General features: G+C 62.3%; 15 protein-coding genes. 12 read left to right on the top strand and 3 right to left on the bottom strand.

Annotated elements, in window-relative coordinates; genetic code table 11:
* The first annotated feature begins 45 nt into the window (after window positions 1–45).
* From QMO80_RS02490 to QMO80_RS02450, 9 genes are all read left to right on the top strand, one after another.
* Window positions 46–1,122: a BMP family ABC transporter substrate-binding protein gene (locus QMO80_RS02490; RefSeq protein ID WP_283198759.1), complete on the top strand. Its 1,077-nt coding sequence runs from the start codon at window positions 46–48 to the stop codon at window positions 1,120–1,122.
* 143 nt (window positions 1,123–1,265) lie between these two features.
* Window positions 1,266–2,228 carry a galactofuranose ABC transporter, galactofuranose-binding protein YtfQ gene (gene ytfQ / locus QMO80_RS02485; protein WP_283198758.1) on the top strand — a complete coding sequence of 321 codons (963 nt, stop codon included), beginning with the start codon at window positions 1,266–1,268 and terminating at the stop codon, window positions 2,226–2,228.
* A 182-nt stretch (window positions 2,229–2,410) separates the two neighbouring features.
* Window positions 2,411–3,934 carry a galactofuranose ABC transporter, ATP-binding protein YtfR gene (gene ytfR / locus QMO80_RS02480; RefSeq protein WP_283198757.1) on the top strand — a complete coding sequence of 508 codons (1,524 nt, stop codon included), beginning with the start codon at window positions 2,411–2,413 and terminating at the stop codon, window positions 3,932–3,934.
* Window positions 3,931–4,944 (top strand): ABC transporter permease, encoded by a 1,014-nt coding sequence (locus tag QMO80_RS02475; RefSeq protein ID WP_283198756.1) that lies wholly within the window; start codon window positions 3,931–3,933, stop codon window positions 4,942–4,944. Before ytfR ends, QMO80_RS02475 begins: the two co-directional genes overlap by 4 nt.
* On the top strand, window positions 4,941–5,909 hold the full coding sequence (yjfF, locus tag QMO80_RS02470; protein ID WP_283198755.1) for a galactofuranose ABC transporter, permease protein YjfF: 969 nt from the start codon (window positions 4,941–4,943) through the stop codon (window positions 5,907–5,909). Before QMO80_RS02475 ends, yjfF begins: the two co-directional genes overlap by 4 nt.
* Window positions 5,910–5,925: 16 nt before the next feature.
* A complete protein-coding gene (locus QMO80_RS02465) occupies window positions 5,926–6,702 on the top strand; it encodes a FadR/GntR family transcriptional regulator (protein WP_283198754.1) in 777 nt (258 codons plus the stop codon).
* Between the two features lie 175 nt (window positions 6,703–6,877).
* Window positions 6,878–8,239 (top strand): bifunctional UDP-N-acetylglucosamine diphosphorylase/glucosamine-1-phosphate N-acetyltransferase GlmU, encoded by a 1,362-nt coding sequence (gene glmU, locus QMO80_RS02460; protein ID WP_283198753.1) that lies wholly within the window; start codon window positions 6,878–6,880, stop codon window positions 8,237–8,239.
* A gap of 110 nt (window positions 8,240–8,349) precedes the next feature.
* Window positions 8,350–10,176 (top strand): glutamine--fructose-6-phosphate transaminase (isomerizing), encoded by a 1,827-nt coding sequence (glmS, locus tag QMO80_RS02455; RefSeq protein WP_283198752.1) that lies wholly within the window; start codon window positions 8,350–8,352, stop codon window positions 10,174–10,176.
* 133 nt (window positions 10,177–10,309) lie between these two features.
* Window positions 10,310–11,017 (top strand): DUF502 domain-containing protein, encoded by a 708-nt coding sequence (locus tag QMO80_RS02450; protein ID WP_184465995.1) that lies wholly within the window; start codon window positions 10,310–10,312, stop codon window positions 11,015–11,017.
* A gap of 65 nt (window positions 11,018–11,082) precedes the next feature.
* Here QMO80_RS02450 and recG read toward each other — a convergent pair whose 3' ends face one another.
* On the bottom strand, window positions 11,083–13,188 hold the full coding sequence (recG, locus tag QMO80_RS02445; protein WP_283198751.1) for an ATP-dependent DNA helicase RecG: 2,106 nt from the start codon (window positions 13,186–13,188) through the stop codon (window positions 11,083–11,085).
* Between the two features lie 92 nt (window positions 13,189–13,280).
* On the opposite strand from recG, the gene QMO80_RS02440 reads away from it, so the two are divergent.
* From QMO80_RS02440 to QMO80_RS02430, 3 genes are read left to right on the top strand one after another with little or no spacing between them, the layout of a single operon-like run.
* Complete coding sequence (locus QMO80_RS02440) at window positions 13,281–13,586, top strand: succinate dehydrogenase assembly factor 2 (RefSeq protein WP_283198750.1); 306 nt, start codon at window positions 13,281–13,283, stop codon at window positions 13,584–13,586.
* Complete coding sequence (gene mfd / locus QMO80_RS02435) at window positions 13,583–17,086, top strand: transcription-repair coupling factor (protein WP_283198749.1); 3,504 nt, start codon at window positions 13,583–13,585, stop codon at window positions 17,084–17,086. The genes QMO80_RS02440 and mfd overlap by 4 nt, the downstream gene beginning before the upstream one ends.
* A 12-nt stretch (window positions 17,087–17,098) precedes the next feature.
* On the top strand, window positions 17,099–17,566 hold the full coding sequence (locus QMO80_RS02430; protein WP_283198748.1) for an OsmC family protein: 468 nt from the start codon (window positions 17,099–17,101) through the stop codon (window positions 17,564–17,566).
* Between the two features lie 20 nt (window positions 17,567–17,586).
* Here QMO80_RS02430 and QMO80_RS02425 read toward each other — a convergent pair whose 3' ends face one another.
* Complete coding sequence (locus QMO80_RS02425; RefSeq protein ID WP_283198747.1) at window positions 17,587–18,258, bottom strand: DsbA family oxidoreductase; 672 nt, start codon at window positions 18,256–18,258, stop codon at window positions 17,587–17,589.
* A 63-nt stretch (window positions 18,259–18,321) separates the two neighbouring features.
* On the bottom strand, window positions 18,322–20,124 hold the full coding sequence (locus QMO80_RS02420) for an extracellular solute-binding protein (RefSeq protein WP_283198746.1): 1,803 nt from the start codon (window positions 20,122–20,124) through the stop codon (window positions 18,322–18,324).
* Between the last annotated feature and the right edge of the window lie 249 nt (window positions 20,125–20,373).

Genomic DNA, 20,373 nt, shown 5'->3' with positions numbered 1-20,373 from the left:
ATAAAGACGGGTTTCCGCAACAACTTCAAACCAACAGGGGTTCCCATGAAGAAATACGCATTGACACTCGCCGCCTCGGCCGCCGCCGTGATCGGCATCTCGTCGGCCGCTCAAGCCGCCGATAAGACGAAGGTCTGCTTCGTCTATGTCGGTTCGCACACCGATGGCGGTTATTCGCAGGCCCACGATCTCGGCCGCCAGCAGGTCCAGGCCGAATTCGGCGACAAGATCGAAACGCCTTACCTCGAAAACGTGCCGGAAGGCCCGGACGCCGAGCGCGCCATCGAACGCCTTGCCCGTTCCGGCTGCAAGCTGATCTTCACGACGTCCTTCGGCTTCATGGATGCGACGGTCAAGGTCGCCGCCAAGTTCCCGAAGGTCAAGTTCGAGCACGGCACCGGCTACAAGTCCGGCCCCAACCTCGCCACCTACAATTCGCGCTTCTACGAAGGCCGCTACATCCTCGGCCAGATCGCCGCCAAGACCTCGAAGAATCATGGTGCCGCCTACATCGCCTCCTTCCCGATCCCGGAAGTGGTGATGGGCATCAACTCCTTCGAGCAGGGCGCCAAGTCGATCGATCCGAGCTTCAAGCTGAAGGTCATCTGGGTCAACACCTGGTTCGATCCCGGCAAGGAAGCCGATGCCGCCAAGGCGATGGTCGACCAGGGCGTCGACGTCTTGACCCAGCACACCGATACGACCGCGCCGATGCAGGTTGCCGAAGAACGCGGCATCCATGCCTTCGGTCAGGCATCCGACATGATCGCAGCCGGCCCCAAGGCGCAGCTGACTGCGATCGTCGATACCTGGGGCACCTACTACTCCAAGCGCGTTCACGCGCTTCTGGACGGCACCTGGAAGTCCGAGCAGAGCTGGGACGGTCTGAAGGACGGCATCCTGAAGATGGCGCCCTATACCAACATGCCTGACGACGTGAAGAAGATGGCCGAGGAAACCGAAGCCAAGATCAAGTCAGGCGAACTGCATCCCTTCACCGGCCCGATCAACAAGCAGGACGGCACGCCCTGGCTGAAGGCCGGCGAGAAGGCGGATGACGGCACGCTGCTTGGCATGAATTTCTATGTCGAAGGGGTCGACGACAAGCTGCCGGGGAAATAAACCGCACTCAATTCGCAGTTGCGAAGAGCGCCCTGTGGGGCGCTCTTTTTTTTGCTGCGGTGCATGCAAAGATTCCGATTTACAAAAGTAATACTATATGATTTTTTGACCCTGCGCCGCGAGACGCGGCTTGGGAGGAAATCATGAAATTGAAGACTGCACTTTTGAGTGCCACGATTCTTGCTGCCTGCATGTTCGGTTCGGCTTCGGCCGGCGGACTGACCGTCGGCTTCTCGCAGATCGGCTCGGAATCGGGCTGGCGCGCGGCTGAAACGACCGTCACCAAGGAACAGGCCAAGAAGCGCGGCATCGATCTGAAGTTTGCCGATGCGCAGCAGAAGCAGGAAAATCAGATCAAGGCACTGCGCTCCTTCATTGCTCAGGGCGTCGATGCCATCCTCATTGCTCCGGTCGTCGAAACCGGCTGGGACGACGTTCTCAAGGAAGCCAAGGAAGCCAAGATTCCGGTCATCCTTCTCGACCGCACCATCAAGGCTCCTGATGATCTCTACCTGACGGCTGTCACCTCGGATCTCGTCCACGAAGGCAAGGTTGCCGGTGACTTCCTGGTCAAGACCGTTGGCGACAAGAAGTGCAACGTCGTCGAGCTGCAGGGCACGACCGGTTCGTCGCCGGCCATCGCCCGCAAGAAGGGCTTCGAAGAAGCTCTTGCCGGCCACGACAACCTCAAGATCGTTCGCAGCCAGACTGGCGACTTCACCCGCACCAAGGGCAAGGAAGTCATGGAAAGCTTCCTGAAGGCCGAGAATGGCGGCAAGGATATCTGCGCACTCTACGCCCATAATGACGACATGGCCGTCGGCGCCATCCAGGCGATCAAGGAAGCCGGCCTGAAGCCCGGCAAGGATATCCTCGTCGTCTCGATCGACGCCGTTCCCGATATCTTCAAGGCGATGTCCGAAGGCGAAGCCAATGCCACGGTCGAACTGACCCCGAACATGGCAGGCCCGGCCTTCGATGCCCTCGATGCCTACCTGAAGGACAAGAAGGCTCCGGCGAAGTGGATCCAGACCGAATCCAAGCTCTACACCCCTGCCGACGAGCCGATGAAGGTCTACGAAGAGAAGAAGGGTCAGGGCTACTGATCTGATTTGACACCGCTGCATAACCTCAAATCGAGATCGATTTGGGTGAAAGATGCAGCATTCAAGCGCTGTAGAACCGCACCGGCCCGTCATGGACCGGTGCGGAACTGCCTTGCCGCCTTGGGACGTCATGTCCGGCCGCGGCGCGGCTTTCGCCGTCAATATCAGGATAACACACCCTTATGATTCACGATTTCGAGAACGTTCTCGCGGCCTCAGGAATATCGAAATTCTTTCCCGGCGCAGTGGCGTTGGACAAGGTCGATTTCACGCTGCGCAAGGGCGAGGTGCACGCATTGCTGGGCGAGAACGGTGCCGGCAAATCGACACTGATCAAATGCATCACCGGCGCCTATCATCGTGACGAGGGCAGCCTGACGCTCGACGGCCAGGAAATCAATCCGGCCAACACGCTCGCCGCCCAGAAGCTCGGCATCGGCACGGTCTACCAGGAGGTCAACCTGCTGGCCAATCTGAGCGTCGCCGAAAATCTCTTTCTCGGACGCCAGCCAAGGCGTTTCGGCATGACCGATGTGCGCGCGATGAACCGCAAGGCGCGCGAACTGCTGGCCGGCTACGGCATCGATATCGACGTCACCGCCGAGCTTGGCCGCTTCTCCGTCGCCGTCCAGCAGGTGGTCGCCATCGCCCGCGCCGTCGATCTTTCCGGCAAGGTTCTGATATTGGACGAGCCGACGGCAAGCCTCGACAACCAGGAAGTGGCACTGCTCTTCCGCATCATCGAGGACCTGAAGAAACGCGGTCTCGGAATTGTTTTCATTACCCATTTTCTTGAGCAAGTCTATGCGATCAGCGACCGGATCACCGTGCTGCGCAACGGCAAGCTCGTCGGCACCCGCGACGCCACCGATCTGCCGCGCCAGGGCCTGATCGCCATGATGCTCGGCCGCGAACTGGCGCATGTCGAGGAGACGGTCAGGGAACACAGCCATGCCGCCGGCGAGGTTCGCTATCGCTTCTCGGGTTACGGCAAGCGCGGCAAGGTCAAGCCTTTCGATCTCGACGTGCGCGCCGGCGAGGTGGTCGGCGTTGCCGGGCTGCTCGGCTCCGGCCGCACCGAAACCGCCGAACTTCTCTTCGGCGTCGAGCATGCCGACAGCGGCAGCGCCACGATCGACGGCCAGCCGGTGACGCTTTCGAGCCCGCGCGCGGCCATCGAAAAGGGCTTCGGCTTCTGCCCCGAGGACCGCAAGACCGACGGCATCGTCGGCGACCTGTCGATCCGGGAGAACATTGCGCTTGCGCTGCAGGCCCGCCGCGGCTGGACGCGGCCGCTGTCGCGCACCGAGCAGAATGCGCTTGCCGACCGTTACATCAAGGCGCTCGATATCCGCACCACCGACCGCGAGAAGCCGATCCGGCTGCTTTCCGGCGGCAACCAGCAGAAGGCGATCCTCGCCCGCTGGCTGGCGACCAATCCGAAATTTCTCATCCTCGACGAGCCGACCCGCGGCATCGATGTCGGCGCCCATGCCGAGATCATCCGGCTGATCGAGCAGCTCTGCGGCGAAGGCATGTCGCTGATCGTGATTTCCTCGGAACTTGAAGAGCTTGTCGCCTATAGTTCACGTGTCATCGTGCTTCGCGACAGGCAGCATATCGCCGAACTCACAGGCGAACGGATCACGGCCGCCGGCATCGTCGATGCCATCGCCGCGGCCGAGCATAAGATGGAGGAGGCATGAGGTCCTCGCTGAACGCGCTGGCTTATCGCCTGGCGCCGCAATTGATTGCGCTTGTTGTCATTCTTTTGTTGAATTTCATCACGTCACCGCAGTTTTTTAATGTCGTGGTGCAAAACGGCCGCCTCTATGGCAGCCTGATCGACGTGCTGAACCGCGGCGCGCCGGTGGCGTTGCTGGCGATCGGTATGACGCTGGTCATCGCCACCAAGGGCATCGATCTGTCCGTCGGCGCTGTTATCGCCATCTGTGGTGCGGTTGCCGCATCGTCGATTGTCTCAGGAAATTCAGTGGCCTACACCATTATCCTGACGTTGGCGATCGGCATTGCCTGTGGCGTCTGGAACGGTTTCCTGGTGGCTGTCCTCAATATCCAGCCGATCATCGCCACGCTGGTGCTGATGGTCGCCGGTCGCGGCATCGCCCAGCTCATCACCGAAGGCGCCATTTTGACCTTCAACGATGACGGGCTGACCTTCTTCGGCAGTGGCTCCATGGCCCTCCTGCCGATGCCCGTCGTCATCTGGCTTCTCGTCGGCCTGCTCGTCATCCTGCTCGTCCGCCGGACTGCGCTCGGCATGCTGATCGAGGCCGTCGGCATCAATCGCCGCGCCAGCACGCTGTCCGGCATTCAAACGCCGGTGCTGCTGATGGCGGTCTATATGCTGAGCGGGCTCTGCGCCTCGATCGCCGGCATCATCGTCGCGGCCGACATCAAGGGCGCCGATGCCAACAATGCCGGCCTGTGGCTCGAACTCGACGCCATCCTCGCCGTCGTCGTCGGCGGCAATTCACTGCTCGGCGGCCGCTTCAGCATTCTCGGATCGCTGATCGGTGCGATGATCATCCAGGCGGTGAATACCGGCATCCTGTCCTCCGGCTTCCCGCCCGAATTCAACCTGATCATCAAGGCGGTCATCATTATCGTCATCCTCGTCATCCAGTCGCCGGCGGTGCAGTCGCTCGCCATCTTCGCCAGCCGCCGGCAGGGCGGAAGGGAGCAGCCGAAATGAACTCCAAATACCTGCCGCTGCTGGCGACCATCGTCATCTTCGTGCTCGCCTATGCCGGCTGCACGCTGCAATATCCGAACATGCTGTCGACCCGCGTCATCGGTAATCTTCTGACCGACAACGCCTTCCTTGGGATCGCCGCCGTCGGCATGACCTTCGTCATCATCTCAGGCGGTATCGATCTGTCGATCGGTTCGATCATCGCCTTCACCGGCGTCTTCCTCGCGGTGATCCTGCAGAAGACGGCGATCCATCCGTTGCTTGCCTTCGCGCTGGTGCTCGTCATCACCACCGCCTTCGGCGCAGTCATGGGCGCAATCATCCACTATCTGGAAATGCCGGCCTTCATCGTCACCCTCGCCGGCATGTTCCTGGCGCGGGGCATGGCCTTCGTGCTTTCGATCGACAGCATCCCGATCGACCACGAATATTATTCGACGCTGACGAGCCTCTATTGGCGGCTGCCCGGAGGCGGCCGGCTGACGCTGATCGGCGGCATCATGCTTCTGGTCTTTGCCGCCGGCATTTTCATCGCCCAGCGCACCCGCTTCGGCACCAATGTCTATGCGCTCGGCGGCGGCCCGCAGACGGCGCGGCTGATGGGCGTGCCTGTGGGACTCACGACAATCCAGATTTATGCGCTGTCGGGCTTTCTGGCAGGCCTATCCGGGATCGTTTTTTCGCTGTACACCTCTGCCGGATATTCTCTTGCAGCAGTCGGCGTCGAACTCGATGCCATCGCGGCGGTTGTCATTGGGGGGACGCTGCTGACCGGAGGAGCGGGATTCGTGGCGGGAACCTTGATCGGTATCCTGATCCAGGGGCTCATTCAGACCTACATCACCTTCGACGGCACGCTGTCGAGCTGGTGGACCAAGATCCTGATTGGGCTTCTGCTGTTTGCATTCATCCTGATGCAGAAAGCCATCCTGTTCGTTTCCAGTCTGAACAAGAGGTACGCCTGAAGGGGAGAGGGATCGCTTGCGCAACACATTGGAAGAGACACGTAAGACGGGGCGCAGAACCCGGACGAGCCACGCGCAGGTGGTCGACGAACTCGGCAAGGCGATCGTCGCCGGCACCTATCCGGTCGGCTCGATCCTGCCTGGCGATACCGAACTGGCGCAGCGCTTCAAGGTGTCCCGCACCGTCTTGCGCGAGACGATGAAGACCCTCGCCGCCAAGGGCATGGTCGTCGCCAAGGCGCGGGTCGGTACGCGTGTGACCGAGAAGAACCTCTGGAACATGTTCGACAGCGAGATCATCGCCTGGCACTTCGACAATGGCGTGACGGAAGAATTCCTGCTGCAGCTCTACGATATCCGTCTCGCCGTCGAACCCTTCGCCGCTGGCCTTGTCGCCGAACGGGCGAATGCCGAGGATATCGAGACGCTGCGCGCACTGGCGCTCGATATGGCGGCGAGCGGCCATACGGCCGACAGCCTGGCGCTTGCCGACCTTCGCTTTCACCTGGCGATCGCCGAAGCCTCGCACAATCCCTTCATGCGCACGCTCGGCAGCCTCATCGAGGCGGCCCTCGTCGGCATGTTCCGTATGAGCACGCCGCCCACCGAAAACGGCTTCGCCAATATCGCCGACACCCATATGCGCATCGTCGATGCGATCGTTTCCGGCGACAGCCTTGCTGCGCGCCGCGCCATGGAGCTCGTCATCCTGGACGGCCGCCACCATGTGCACGAGGCCTTTGCCGCCGTCGGTTCGGACACTGTCATCGTGTCGATTTCGACCGAAATTTAACACCCGTAAAGGCTTTGCTGATCTGAGGGCACCGCGCGTCTTTTCGGGCGCGCAAAGCACGCTGCAAAGACTTTCAATCCACCCAGCGTGCTTTCCGAAAATCGATTCCGATTTCAGGAATTATGCAGTATGAGGCAACAAAGCCGCCTCATGGCGTGGATTCGCGGAGCAGATCATGGAACGTACTTGTCTTGCCGTCATCCTTGCCGCCGGTGACAGCACGCGGATGAAATCCTCGAAATCGAAGGTGCTGCATCCGGTCGCCGGACGGCCGATGATCGCCCATGTGGTCGAGGCGGTCGCCTCCGCCGGCATTTCCTCCGTCGCGCTCGTCGTCGGCCGCGACGCCGAGGAGGTGGCGAAGGCTGCAACGATTGCCGGCGTCGGCATCGAAGCCTGCCTGCAGAAAGAGCGCCTCGGCACCGGCCATGCAGTGCTGGCGGCGCGCGAGGCGATCGCCAAGGGTTATGACGATATTCTCGTCACCTATGGCGACGTGCCGCTGCAGACCGACGGGCCGCTGAAGGCAGCCCGCCAAGGACTTGCCGACGGCAGCGATATCGTCGTCATCGGCTTCCACACCGATCGCCCCACCGGCTACGGCCGCCTGCTCGTCAAGGACGGCGAACTCATCGCCATCCGCGAGGAAAAGGACGCGACCGATGCCGAGCGAACCGTCACCTGGTGCAACAGCGGGCTGATGGCGATCAACGGCCGCAAGGCGCTCGATCTTCTGTCGCGCATCGGCAATGCCAATGCCAAGGGCGAATTCTATCTGACCGATCTCGTCGAGATCGCCCGCTCGCTCGGTGGCCGCGTCACCGCCGTTGACGCCCCTGAAATCGAGATGACCGGCTGCAACACCCGGGCCGAACTTGCCGTCATCGAGCGCTTCTGGCAGGAGCGCCGCCGCCATGAGATGATGCTTTCGGGCGTTACCATGATTGCGCCGGAAACGGTCTTTCTCTCCTACGACACCGTCATCGGCCAGGACGCGCTGATCGAGCCGAATGTCGTCTTCGGCCCCGGCGCGGTGATCGACAGCGGCGCCGTCATCCATGCCTTCTCGCATATCGAAGGCGCCCATGTCAGTGAGGGTGCGACCGTCGGCCCCTTCGCGCGGCTGCGGCCGGGTGCCGATCTCGGCAATGGTTCGAAGGTCGGCAATTTCTGCGAGGTCAAGAACGGCCGGATCGGCGAGGGCGCCAAGGTCAACCATCTCACCTATATCGGCGATGCCGTCATCGGCGCCGGCAGCAATATCGGCGCCGGCACGATCACCTGCAATTATGACGGCGTCAACAAGGCCGAGACGGTGATCGGCGAAAACGCCTTCATCGGCTCCAACTCCTCGCTGGTCGCGCCGGTGACGATCGGCGACGGCGCCTATATCGCCTCCGGCAGCGTCATTACCATCGACGTGCCGGCCGATGCGCTGGCGCTTGGCCGCGCCCGGCAGGAGGTCAAGCCTGGCCGCGCATCCTTGCTGCGCGAGCGCGCGCTTGCCATCAAGGCGGCGAAGAAGGTCAAGGCTTGAAGGCCGCTTTGCGTAACTGGCGGAAATTGAAAGTGACCGCCGAGGTGATTGAGAAATAAGCGGAAATCGTTAGGACTGGCCTCATTGTTAGAGGCTCATGGGGATATTACATGTGCGGTATTGTGGGGATCGTCGGAACGCAGCCTGTAGCCGGGCGTCTGGTCGATGCGCTGAAGCGTCTCGAATATCGCGGCTATGATTCCGCCGGCGTCGCCACCATTCATGAGGGGGTGATGGATCGCCGCCGCGCTGAGGGCAAGCTGTTCAATCTGGAAAAGCGCCTCGACGCCGAGCCGCTGCCAGGCCTGGTCGGCATTGCCCATACGCGCTGGGCGACCCACGGTGTTCCCAACGAAACCAATGCCCATCCGCATTTCGTCGAAGGTGTCGCCGTCGTCCATAACGGCATCATCGAGAACTTCTCCGAGCTGCGCGACGAACTGACCGCGCAGGGCGCGGTCTTCGAAACCCAGACCGACACCGAGGTCGTCGCCCAGCTGATGGCGAAATACCTGCGCGAGGACCTGGAGCCGCGCGCCGCCATGCTGCAGATGCTGAACCGGCTGACCGGCGCCTATGCGCTCGCCGTCATGCTGAAGGCCGATCCCGGCACGATCATGGCCGCCCGTTCCGGCCCGCCGCTTGCCGTCGGCTACGGCCGCGGCGAGATGTTCCTCGGTTCGGATGCGATTGCGCTCTCGCCCTTCACCAACGAGATCACCTATCTCGTCGACGGCGATTTCGCCGTCCTCACCCGGGACGGTGTCGCCGTCATCGATTTCGCCGGCAAGCCGGTCAAGCGCGCCCGGCAGATCTCGCAGGCGACCGCCTATGTCGTCGACAAGGGCAACCACCGCCATTTCATGGAAAAGGAAATCTACGAGCAGCCGGAGGTGATCTCCCACGCCCTCAGCCATTACGTCGATTTCGCCGAGAACACGATCGGCGCCAATGCCGCCGCGATCGATTTCAAGGCGGCGACCGGCCTGGCGATCTCGGCCTGCGGCACCGCCTATCTCGCCGGCCTCGTCGGCAAATACTGGTTCGAGCGCTATGCCCGTCTGCCTGTCGAGATCGACGTCGCTTCCGAATTCCGCTACCGCGAAATGCCGCTGTCGCCCTCCCAGGCCGCGCTCTTCATCTCCCAGTCCGGCGAGACCGCCGATACGCTGGCATCGCTGCGCTATTGCCGCGATAACGGCCTGAAGATCGGCGCCGTCGTCAATGTCCGCGAATCGACGATCGCCCGCGAATCCGACGCGGTCTTCCCGATCATGGCCGGCCCCGAAATCGGCGTCGCCTCGACCAAGGCCTTCACCTGCCAGCTGGCCGTATTGGCATCGCTGGCGATCGGCGCCGGCAAGGCGCGCGGCACGGTCAGTGCCGAGGAGGAAAGGGCGCTGGTGCGTCACCTCGCCGAAATGCCGCGCATCATGAGCCGGGTCTTGAACCTCATCCAGCCGCAGATGGAAAGCCTGTCGCGCGAACTGTCGAAGTGCAAGGACGTGCTCTATCTCGGCCGCGGCACCAGCTTCCCGCTCGCCATGGAAGGCGCGCTGAAGCTCAAGGAAATTTCCTATATCCACGCCGAAGGTTATGCCGCCGGCGAGTTGAAGCACGGGCCGATCGCGCTGATCGACGAGAACATGCCGGTGATCGTCATCGCCCCCTTCGACCGTTTCTTCGAAAAGACCGTCTCGAATATGCAGGAGGTCGCAGCCCGCGGCGGCCGCATCATCTTCATCACCGACGAGGCCGGTGCTGCCGCCTCGAAACTACCGACCATGGCGACCATCACCCTGCCTGTCGTCGACGAAATCATCGCGCCGATGATCTTCTCGCTGCCGATCCAGCTGCTCGCTTATCACACCGCCGTCTTCATGGGCACTGATGTCGATCAGCCGCGTAATCTGGCGAAGTCCGTGACCGTGGAATAAGCCCGCGACGACCCGATCTTCGCGCCGAAACATATTGTGCGACGCCCCGAATTCTGGCAATTTTGGTCGGCGGACAAGGGGGAAGGCCGGCGTTCCGGCCTGTCCAGGACCGAGATGGAGCTCATCAGGAGAGATGACCGACAACACCCCCAGAATGCCGGTCGCGACCCGGCTGAGAAATAATTTTCTCGCAGGCCTGATCATCTGCGCGCCGATCGCCATTACCATCTGGTTGACCTGGACCTTCATCCACTGGTCGGACAGCTGGGTCAGGCCTTATATTCCGGCGCGCTGGAATCCGGAAAGCTATCTCAATTTCGCCATTCCCGGTTTCGGCCTGCTGACGGCCGTCGTGCTGATCACCGTTGTCGGTTTTCTCGGCAAGAACCTGATCGGCCAGAGCATCGTCGGTTTCGGCGAATCGGTCGTCCAGCGCATGCCGCTGGTGCGCACGATCTACAGAAGCGTGAAGCAGATTTTCGAAACGGTGCTGAAGGAGCAGTCGAACTCCTTCAAGAAAGTCGGCCTCATTGAATATCCCAGTCCCGGTCTCTGGGCGCTGGTTTTCGTGGCCACCGACGCCAAGGGCGAGATCGCTTCGAAGTTCAACGCCATGGGCCAGGATATGGTTGCGGTCTTCCTGCCGCCGACGCCGGTGCCGACCGCCGGTTTCCTTGTCTTCGTACCGCGCGAGAAGATTGTGCTGCTCGACATGTCGCCGGAAGATGCCGCCAAGTTCCTGATCTCAGGCGGGCTCGTGGCTCCTGAAATCCCTCAGTCCGAGCCGAAGCCGAAGCATTTGCCGCGGCCGAAGCCGGTGGCCGTTTCCAAGGCTGAATGATGCATGTCGCCCAAAAGTGTTTAGCGATTTTGGGATAACAACATGCATGGCGCGTGTGGCGCGCTTTATCCTGCTCTGAGGAACCGGATCGCCTCGTCGCGGCGGAAGAGATAGAGCAGGGTGCGGATCGCCTGTCCTCTTTCGCTGGTCAGTTCCGGATCGCGCTCGATCAGATAGGCCGCATCCTTGCGGGCGATCTCGAGCAGATCGGCATGCGCCTCGAGGCTGGCAATGCGGAATCCCGGTGTGCCGGATTGCCTTGTGCCGAGCAATTCGCCTTCGCCGCGCAGCTTCAGGTCCTCTTCGGCGATGCGAAAACCGTCCTCCGTCTCTCGCATGATCGAAAGCCGGGAATGGCCGGTTTCGCCGAGCGGACCCTTATAGAGCAGGATGCAGGTCGAAGCCTCATCGCCGCGCCCGACCCGGCCGCGCAGCTGATGCAGTTGCGCCAGACCGAAGCGTTCGGCATGTTCGATCACCATGATCGTCGCATCCGGCACGTCGACGCCGACTTCGACGACTGTCGTGGCGACGAGAAGCCGGGTCTCGCCGGTCTTGAAGGCCATCATCGCCGCATCCTTCTCCGGCCCGCTCATGCGGCCGTGGATGAGGCCGATATCGGGGCCGAGGGCGGAGACCAGTGTCGCATGCCGCTCCTCGGCCGACATCAGGTCGAGCTCTTCGGATTCTTCGACCAGCGGGCAGATCCAGTAGGCCTTCTTGCCCTCGGCAAGCGCGCATTGCAGCCGCCCGACGATTTCGCCGGTCCGCTCCATCGGCACGGTGATCGTCTGGATCGGCTTGCGGCCGGCCGGTTTCTCGGTGAGCTTGGAAACGTCCATGTCGCCGAAGGCGGCGAGCACCAGGGTGCGCGGGATCGGCGTCGCCGTCATCACCAGCATGTGCGGCGAAATGCCCTTGGCGGTCAGCCTCAGGCGCTGGTGCACGCCGAAACGATGCTGCTCGTCGACGACGGCCAGCATCAGCTTGGCGTAAGCGACGCTGTCCTGGAACAGCGCATGCGTGCCGATGATGATCTGTGCTGCACCCGAGGCGATGCGTTCGAGCATCTCCTCTCGCTCGCGCCCCTTGGTGCGCCCGGTCAGCACCTCGATGCCGAGTCCTGATGAGGCGGCGAATTTCGAGATCGTCGCGTGGTGCTGGCGCGCCAGGATTTCGGTCGGCGCCATCAGCACCGCCTGGCCGCCGCTCTCGATCACCGCCGCCATCGCCATCAGCGCCACCAGCGTCTTGCCGGAGCCGACATCGCCCTGCAGCAGCCGCAGCATGCGCTCGGTGCCGGCCATGTCCTTCAGAACCTCGGCGATCGCCCCGTTCTGGCTTGATGTGGGCGAGAAGGGCAGGGACTTCAGGATCTTGCCGCTGATGTCTCCCGTCGCCTGCACCGGCTGGCCGGCCACTTTGCGCAGCCTCTGGCGCACCAGGCTCAGCGAAAGCTGGCCGGCGAGGAACTCGTCATAGGCAAGCCGCCGCCGCGCTGGGGCCTGCGGGTCGATATCGGCGGGGTCGCGCGGCTCGTGCAGCATATGAAAACTGTCGCGGATGGACGGCAGGCCCTGCTTCTGCGCCAGCGCCAAGTCGATCCATTCCGGCAGCTCGGGAAACCGCGGCAGGGCGGCATCGATGATCTTGCGCAATGTCTTCGGCGAGAGCCCTGCCGTCAGCGGATAGATCGGCTCGACCAGCGGTAGGTTCTCCGCCTCGTCAGCTTTGACGATATAGTCGGGATGCACCATCGAGGCGCGGCCGTTGAACCAGTCGACCTTGCCGCTGACCGTCACCTCGGCATCGATCGGCAGCTGCTTTTCCAGCCAGGCCGCCTGGCCGCGGAAGAAGACCAGCGTCAATTCGCCGGTCTCGTCATGCAGGAAGACGCGGTAGGGCACATTGCTCTTGCCGCGCGGCGGCACCTGGTGGCGGTCGACGCGGGCGGTGATCGTCACGATCGCACCCTGCGGCGCGCGGGCGATGCCCGGCTGGTTGCGCCGGTCGATCAACGAAAAGGGCGCATGGAAGAGGAGATCGATGACCCGGCAATCCTCCGGCGTCTCGCGGCCGAGCAGCTTCACCAGCAGTTCGGCGATCTTCGGGCCGACGCCCGGAAGGCCCGAAATGGGAGAAAACAAAGGATCGAGAATGGCGGGGCGCATGCGGCCAAAATGCGATGAACAATGCGGCCTTGGCAAGGCTGACAAGCCGCTTTCCAGGGTCTATAGAGGCGCATCAACAGGAAGGTAATGCCATGACAGGTGTCACGCTCACGAGTGCCGGTCTCGACCCGCGCCGCCGCCGGATCCTTTTCCGCTGCTGGCATCGCGGCATCCGCGAGATGGATCTGGTCTTCGGCCAGTTCGCCGAAGCCGAGATCGCGAAGCTTTCGGACGCAGAGCTCGACGAGTTCGAGACGATCATGGCCGAAGAGGATAACGACCTGGTCCGCTGGATCATGGGAACCTGGCCGGTGCCGGAGCGTTTCCAGACACCGATGTTTGCCCGCCTTGCCGCCTATACGCCCGATTTCGACAAGCCCCTCAGGACTCCGGAATGATCCCTGGTTTCGATGCGAAGAAGCTTGCGGCCATTGCCGAGCCGCTGACGATCGGCAATGTGCCTGCCGGCCTCGAACCGCTGCTGCTCGCCGAACTCGCCCGCACGGGAGAGCCGGTCGCCTATGTCATGTCCGACGGCCACCGCATGGCCGATCTCGAGCAGATGCTGGGCTTCGTCGCCCCCGACATTCCGGTTCTCACCCTGCCGGCCTGGGACTGCCTGCCCTATGACCGCGTCTCGCCGAGCGCCGATACTTCCGCCCGCCGGCTTGCCGCACTCGGCGGCCTCATCGCCCACCGCAAAAAGCCGCATGCGGCCATCGTGCTCGTCACCGCCAATGCCATGCTGCAGAAGGTGGCGCCGCAGGATGTCATTGAAAGCCTGAGCTTTTCGGCCCGTCCCGGCAACCAGCTGCGCATGGACGATCTCGCCGGCCGCCTGGAGCGCAACGGCTTCGACAGTGTTGCGACCGTTCGCGAGGTCGGCGAATATGCCGTGCGCGGCGGCATTCTCGACGTCTTCGTGCCGGGTTCGGAAGAGCCGGTCCGTCTCGATTTCTTCGGCGATACGCTGGAGTCGATCCGCAGCTTCGATCCGGCGAGCCAGCGCACGACCGGCCAGGTGCGCTCCCTCGATCTCAACCCGATGAGCGAGGTGACGCTGACGCCCGATACGATCAGCCGCTTCCGCAAGAATTATCTCTCGGCGTTCGGCGCGACGACGCGCGATGACGCGCTCTATCTCGCCGTCTCCGAAGGCCGCCGTTATCCCGGAATGGAGCATTGGCTGCCGCTCTTCTACGAGAAGCTCGATACGGTCTTCGATTATCTCAGCGGCTTCCGCCTTGTCACCGACCATACGGTGCGGGAGGCGGCGGAGGAGCGCTCCAAGCTCGTCCTCGATTATTACGACGCCCGCCTGAATTCCGGCCAGCCGGCCAAGGGCCAGATGGCGCAGGGCACGCCCTATAAGCCGGTAACGCCGGGCCAGCTCTATCTCGACAGCAAGCTTTTTGTCAAAACCCTCGACGCGCTCGGCGCGATCCGCATCAGCCCCTTCAACGAGATCGAGGGTGAGGCGAGGCGGGTCGTCAACATCGAGGCCCGCCAGGGCCAGCGCTGGGCCCGCTCGAATGCCGAAGGCGGCGGTGACGCCGAACGCGTCAATATTTTCGACGTCGTCGTCAAGCATATCGCCGACCGCCGCGCCGGCGGAGCGAAAGTGCTGGTCACCGCCTGGACGGAAGGCTCGCTGGAGCGCCTGCTGCAGGTGCTGAACGAACACGGCCTGGAAAAGGTGAAGCCGGTCGAGGCGCTGAAAGATGTCGGCGCGCTGGGCAAAGGCGAGGCGGCAGCCGCCGTGCTCAATCTCGAATCCGGTTTCGAGGCGGGCGATCTCGTCGTCATCGGCGAGCAGGATATCCTCGGCGACCGCATGGTGCGCCGCTCCAAACGCCGCAAACGCGCCGCCGATTTTATTGCCGAAGTCGCCGGGCTCGATGAAGGCTCGATCGTCGTCCACGCCGAACACGGCATCGGCCGCTTCATCGGGCTGAGGACCATCGAGGCGGCAGGCGCCCCGCATGCCTGCCTCGAACTGCAATATGCCGACGAGGCCAAACTCTTCCTGCCGGTCGAAAACATCGATCTTCTCTCGCGTTACGGCGGCGAGGGCACCGAGGCCCAGCTCGACAAGCTCGGCGGCGGCGCCTGGCAGATGCGCAAGGCCAAGCTGAAGAAGCGCCTGCTTGACATGGCCGATGCGCTGATCCGCATCGCGGCCGAGCGGCTGACGCGCCACGCCCCGATGCTGACGACGCCGGACGGCCTCTACGACGAATTTGCCGCCCGCTTCCCCTATGATGAGACCGAGGACCAGGATAACGCCATCGACGCGGTGCGCTCCGATCTCGGCGCCGGCCGGCCGATGGACCGGCTCGTCTGCGGCGATGTCGGCTTCGGCAAGACGGAAGTGGCGCTGCGCGCCGCTTTCGTCGCCGCGATGAACGGCGTCCAGGTTGCCATCGTCGTGCCGACGACCTTGCTCGCCCGCCAGCATTTCAAGACCTTTTCCGAGCGTTTCCGCGGCCTGCCGGTGCGCGTCCAGCAAGCCTCCCGTCTTGTCGGCGCAAAGGAGCTGGCGCTGACCAAGAAGGAAGTCGCCGAAGGCAAGACCGATATCGTCGTCGGTACGCATGCGCTGCTCGGCGCCGGCATCAAATTCGCCAATCTCGGCCTGCTCGTCATCGACGAGGAGCAGCATTTCGGTGTCAAGCACAAGGAGCGGCTGAAGGAGCTGAAGAGCGACGTGCATGTGCTGACGCTGTCGGCGACGCCGATCCCGCGCACGCTGCAGCTCGCCATGACCGGGGTGCGCGAACTGTCGCTGATCACCACGCCGCCGGTCGATCGCATGGCGGTGCGCACCTTCATCTCGCCCTTCGACAGCCTGGTCATCCGCGAGACGCTGATGCGCGAGCACTATCGCGGCGGCCAGAGCTTCTATGTCTGCCCGCGGCTGGCCGATCTCGCCGATGTGCATGCCTTCCTGCAGTCCGACGTGCCGGAGCTGAAGGTCGCCGTCGCCCATGGCCAGATGCCGGCCGGCGAACTCGAAGACATCATGAACGCCTTCTATGAAGGCCGCTACGACGTGCTGTTGTCCACAACCATCGTCGAATCCGGCCTCGATGTGCCGACAGCCAACACGCTGATCGTCCACCGTGCCGATATGTTCGGTCTTGCCCAGCTCTATCAGCTGCGCGGCCGCGTCGGCCGCTCGAAGGTGCGCGCTTTCGCGCTCTTTACGCTGCCTGTGAATAAGGTGCTGACGGCGACGGCCGACCGCCGGCTGAAGGTGCTGCAGTCGCTGGACACGCTCGGCGCCGGCTTCCAGCTGGCAAGCCACGACCTCGATATCCGCGGCGCCGGCAACCTGCTCGGCGAAGAGCAGTCGGGCCACATCAAGGAGGTTGGTTTCGAACTCTACCAACAGATGCTGGAAGAGGCGGTCGCCGAGGTCAAGGGTGTCGATGAGATCCGGGATACCGGCTGGTCGCCGCAAATCTCCGTCGGCACGACGGTGATGATTCCTGAGGACTACGTGCCAGATCTGCATCTGCGCATGGCGCTTTACCGCCGTCTCGGCGAAATCACCGAGCTCAAGGAGATCGACGGCTTCGGCGCCGAGATGATCGACCGCTTCGGGCCGATGCCGATCGAAGTTCAGCATCTCCTGAAGATCGTCTACATCAAGTCGCTCTGCCGCACCGCCAATGTCGAAAAGCTCGATGCCGGGCCGAAGGGCGTCGTCGTGCAGTTCCGCAATAAGGAATTCCCCAACCCTGCGAATCTCGTCGGCTATATCGGCAAGCAGGGCGCCATGGCGAAGATCCGCCCCGACCACAGCCTGTTCCTGACCCGCGACCTGCCGACCCCGGAAAAACGCCTGCAGAGCGCAGCCGTGATCATGACGCAACTGGCAGAGATGGCGAAATAGAGAGAGACTGAGATGGCGACATACGGTGCAACGATCGCCTGGGAGCGGAACGGTGAAACCTTCACCGACAACCGCTACAGCCGTGTCCATCGCTGGACCTTCGACGGCGGCATCGAGATGCGCGCATCCTCATCCTCACATGTCGTTCCGCTACCCTATTCCGCCGAGGATGCCGTCGATCCCGAGGAGGCTTTCGTCGCTTCGCTCTCCAGCTGCCACATGCTCTGGTTCCTGTCGATTGCCGCCAAACAGGGATTCTGCGTTGACAGCTACACCGATGCCGCTGAGGGCGTCATGCAGAAGAATGCGGAGGGCCGTCTTGCCATGACCCTGGTCACGCTGAGGCCGCATGTCGTCTTTTCCGGCAAGAAGCAGCCCTCCCTGAGCGAGCTCGAAGCCCTGCATCATCGCGCGCACAACGAATGCTTCATCGCCAATTCGGTAAAGACCGAGGTGCGCTGCATTCCTGTGCTGGGCTGAAGCTAAGGCAGTCGGGCTTGCTAGTTGAGCCCCGATCGCGCCTCGGCCTTCGCCTTGGCGATGTCGCGCAGCGCGTTCGCCAGCACGTCGGGCGTCTGGGCGCCGCTGACAGCATATTGCTGGTCGAAGATGAAAAACGGCACGCCGTTGACGCCCATCTCCTGCGCCGCCTTGATCTCGGCGACGATCAGATCGCGATCGGCATCGGAGGCAAGCAGTGAAGCGATGACCGAGCGGTCGAGGCCAGCCTTTTCGGCAATATCGAGCAGCACCGCATGGTCGCCGACATTGCGGCCTTCCTCGAAATTCGCCTTGAACAGCGCGGCAACGGCCTTGTCCTGCTTCTCGCGGCCTTCGATCATCGCCCAGTGGATCAGCCGATGCGCATCGAGCGTGTTCGGGCCGATCTTGATCGCCTCGAAATCGAAGGCGATGCCGACCTCGCGGCCCAAATCGCTGAGCATCTTGTGGGCCTGCGCCACCCGCTCCTCGCCGCCGAGCTTCTCAGCCAGCGCCTTCTTCTGGTCGACGCCTTTCTTGGGATAGTCGGGATTGAGCCGGTACGGCCGCCAGTTGATGTCGACGCCGATTTCGTCCTGCACCTCGGCGATGGCGAGTTCCAGCCGCGCCTTGCCGAGATAACACCAGGGGCAGACGACATCCGAGACGACGTCGATGGTGATACGCTCCATGATGATCTTCCTTATGTCTGTGCGTCTCCGAAGGGAGACATCGGGTCGAGGCGTTCGGCGCTTCTATTGGGCGCTTGTATCCCACCAAACCGGCAACTGATAGCCGTAAAGCGGCACCGTCTCGGGACGGCCGATACGCTTGCTGCGCGCCACCCATTGCTGGTCGATATGATAGAGCGGTAGCACGTAGTGGCTCGATAGCAGCAGCCGGTCGTAGGCGCGCACCGCCGCGGTGAAATCGTCCGCCGAACGCGCCCTCAGCAAGTGATCGATTAGCGTGTCGAGATCGGGATCGTTAGCGCCGGCAAAGGTGTCGTTACCCTCCTGTGTGCGCTCAACAGAAGACCAGCGGCGGACCTGCTCTATTCCAGGCGATAGCGTAGACACATAGGACTTGATGATCATGTCATAGTCACGGCTGCTCGTCCGGCTCTGATATTGCGAATCGTCGACTGTGCGAATGGAAGCGGTAATGCCGATTGCTTGCAGCGAACGCTGGTAAGCGACAGCGAGCTTCTCCTGGTCGGCATTCTGCGTCATGATTTCGAAGGCGAGCTGGCGCCCCGATGCGTCGACCATCTTGCCGCCCTGGATCGTAAAGCCGCCCTGTTTCAACCGCTCGACCGCCTGCTTCAGCACATTGCGGTCGCGGCCGGAACCATCCGTCACCGGCAGCTTATAGGTGCCGTCGAGAATGTCGGGGGCGATTTTGTTCTTGATTGGTCCGAGCAGGGCAAGCTCCGCGGCATTGGCGGGAACACCGAAACTCGAAAGCTCGGAATTCTGCCAGAAACTCTGCGTGCGCTTGTAGGCGCCGGAATAGAGGTTCTTGTTCGCCCATTCGAAATCGAACACCAGCGACAAGCCTTCACGCACCTTCGGATCGGCAAAGATCGGCCGGCGTGTGTTGAAGACGAAGCCGAGCATGCCGCTCGGCAGTTTTGGTGTGAACACGTCCTTGACCACGGCCCCCGAGGTGGCGGCAGGGAAGTTATAGGCATTGACCCAATGGCCTGGATTGCCGTCGGGGTAAATGTCTACATCGCCCTTCTTGAAGGCTTCGAAAAGCGTCGTATCCTGCAGATAATATTGCACTGTGATCTGATCATAATTGTCGGTGCCGACCTTGGCAGGAATGTCCTTGCCCCAGTAATTCGGGTCGCGCTCATAGGTAATGCTTTCACCGGGCTTCACCGTCTTCACCTTATAAGGACCAGACCCCACAGGTGGCGTTAGCGATGTTCGGTCGAAGGTTTCGGGATCGATCGCATGTTTCGGCAGCACCGGAAAAAGGCCCAAGATCAGCGGCGTTTCACGGGTAGCTTGATCGTTGAAAGTCAAGCGCACGCTGTGCTCGCCGACCTTCTCAACCTTGGCGACGGCTTTCAGCAGATTCGAATAACGCGGGAGGCCCTTGTCGCGCAGCAGATCGAAGGTGAACATCACGTCTTCCGGCGTCATCGGCTGGCCATCGGCCCATTTCGCTTTCGGATTGAGGTTGAACTGAATGAAGCTCCTGTCGTCGTCCCACTCGACGGTTTCGGCAAGCAGGCCGTAAAGTGTGAAGGGCTCGTCCCTGGAGCGCTGCATCAGCGATTCGTAGACGAGATTGCCATATTCCGGATCCCACATGCCGCGCGCCGTCGTGCGCATGCTCTTAAGGATGAACGGGTTGAGGCTGTCGAAGGTGCCGACGACGCCATAGGTGATCTTGCCGCCCTTCTTGACGTCGGGATTGACGTAAGGGAAGTGCTTGTAATCAGGCGGCAGCGCCGGCGCGCCATGCATCGCAATGCCATGCAGCGGTTCGGCGGCGACGGTGCCGCAGAGCAGCGAGAGGACGAGAGGGACGACGATACGGAGCATTCGGCAATCCTTGAAATCCGCGAAAATGGGCACGATTCACGCCGGAGATTAGCATGGGGTCGACCGATTCCAACACGCGGGCGCGATTTCTTTGGCACCGGCGATGAAATAGCTGCTCGAATTGGCAAAGAAATGCTGGATATCTTGAACGCTGCGATGTAACAGGTGAACCCGAAGTTTCGGGGTCATGCATTTGCCTCATTTTTCCATGAGGTGGGGTGCCGAACGACCCGATGGTTGGGGCGGCAG

Origin of the sequence: Rhizobium sp. BT03 (genome assembly GCF_030053155.1) — a bacterium.
In the GTDB taxonomy this organism is placed as follows: Bacteria; Pseudomonadota; Alphaproteobacteria; order Rhizobiales; family Rhizobiaceae; genus Rhizobium.
The sequence above is the reverse complement of the archived record's forward strand: the minus strand, read 5'-3'. Positions and strand labels throughout refer to the sequence as shown.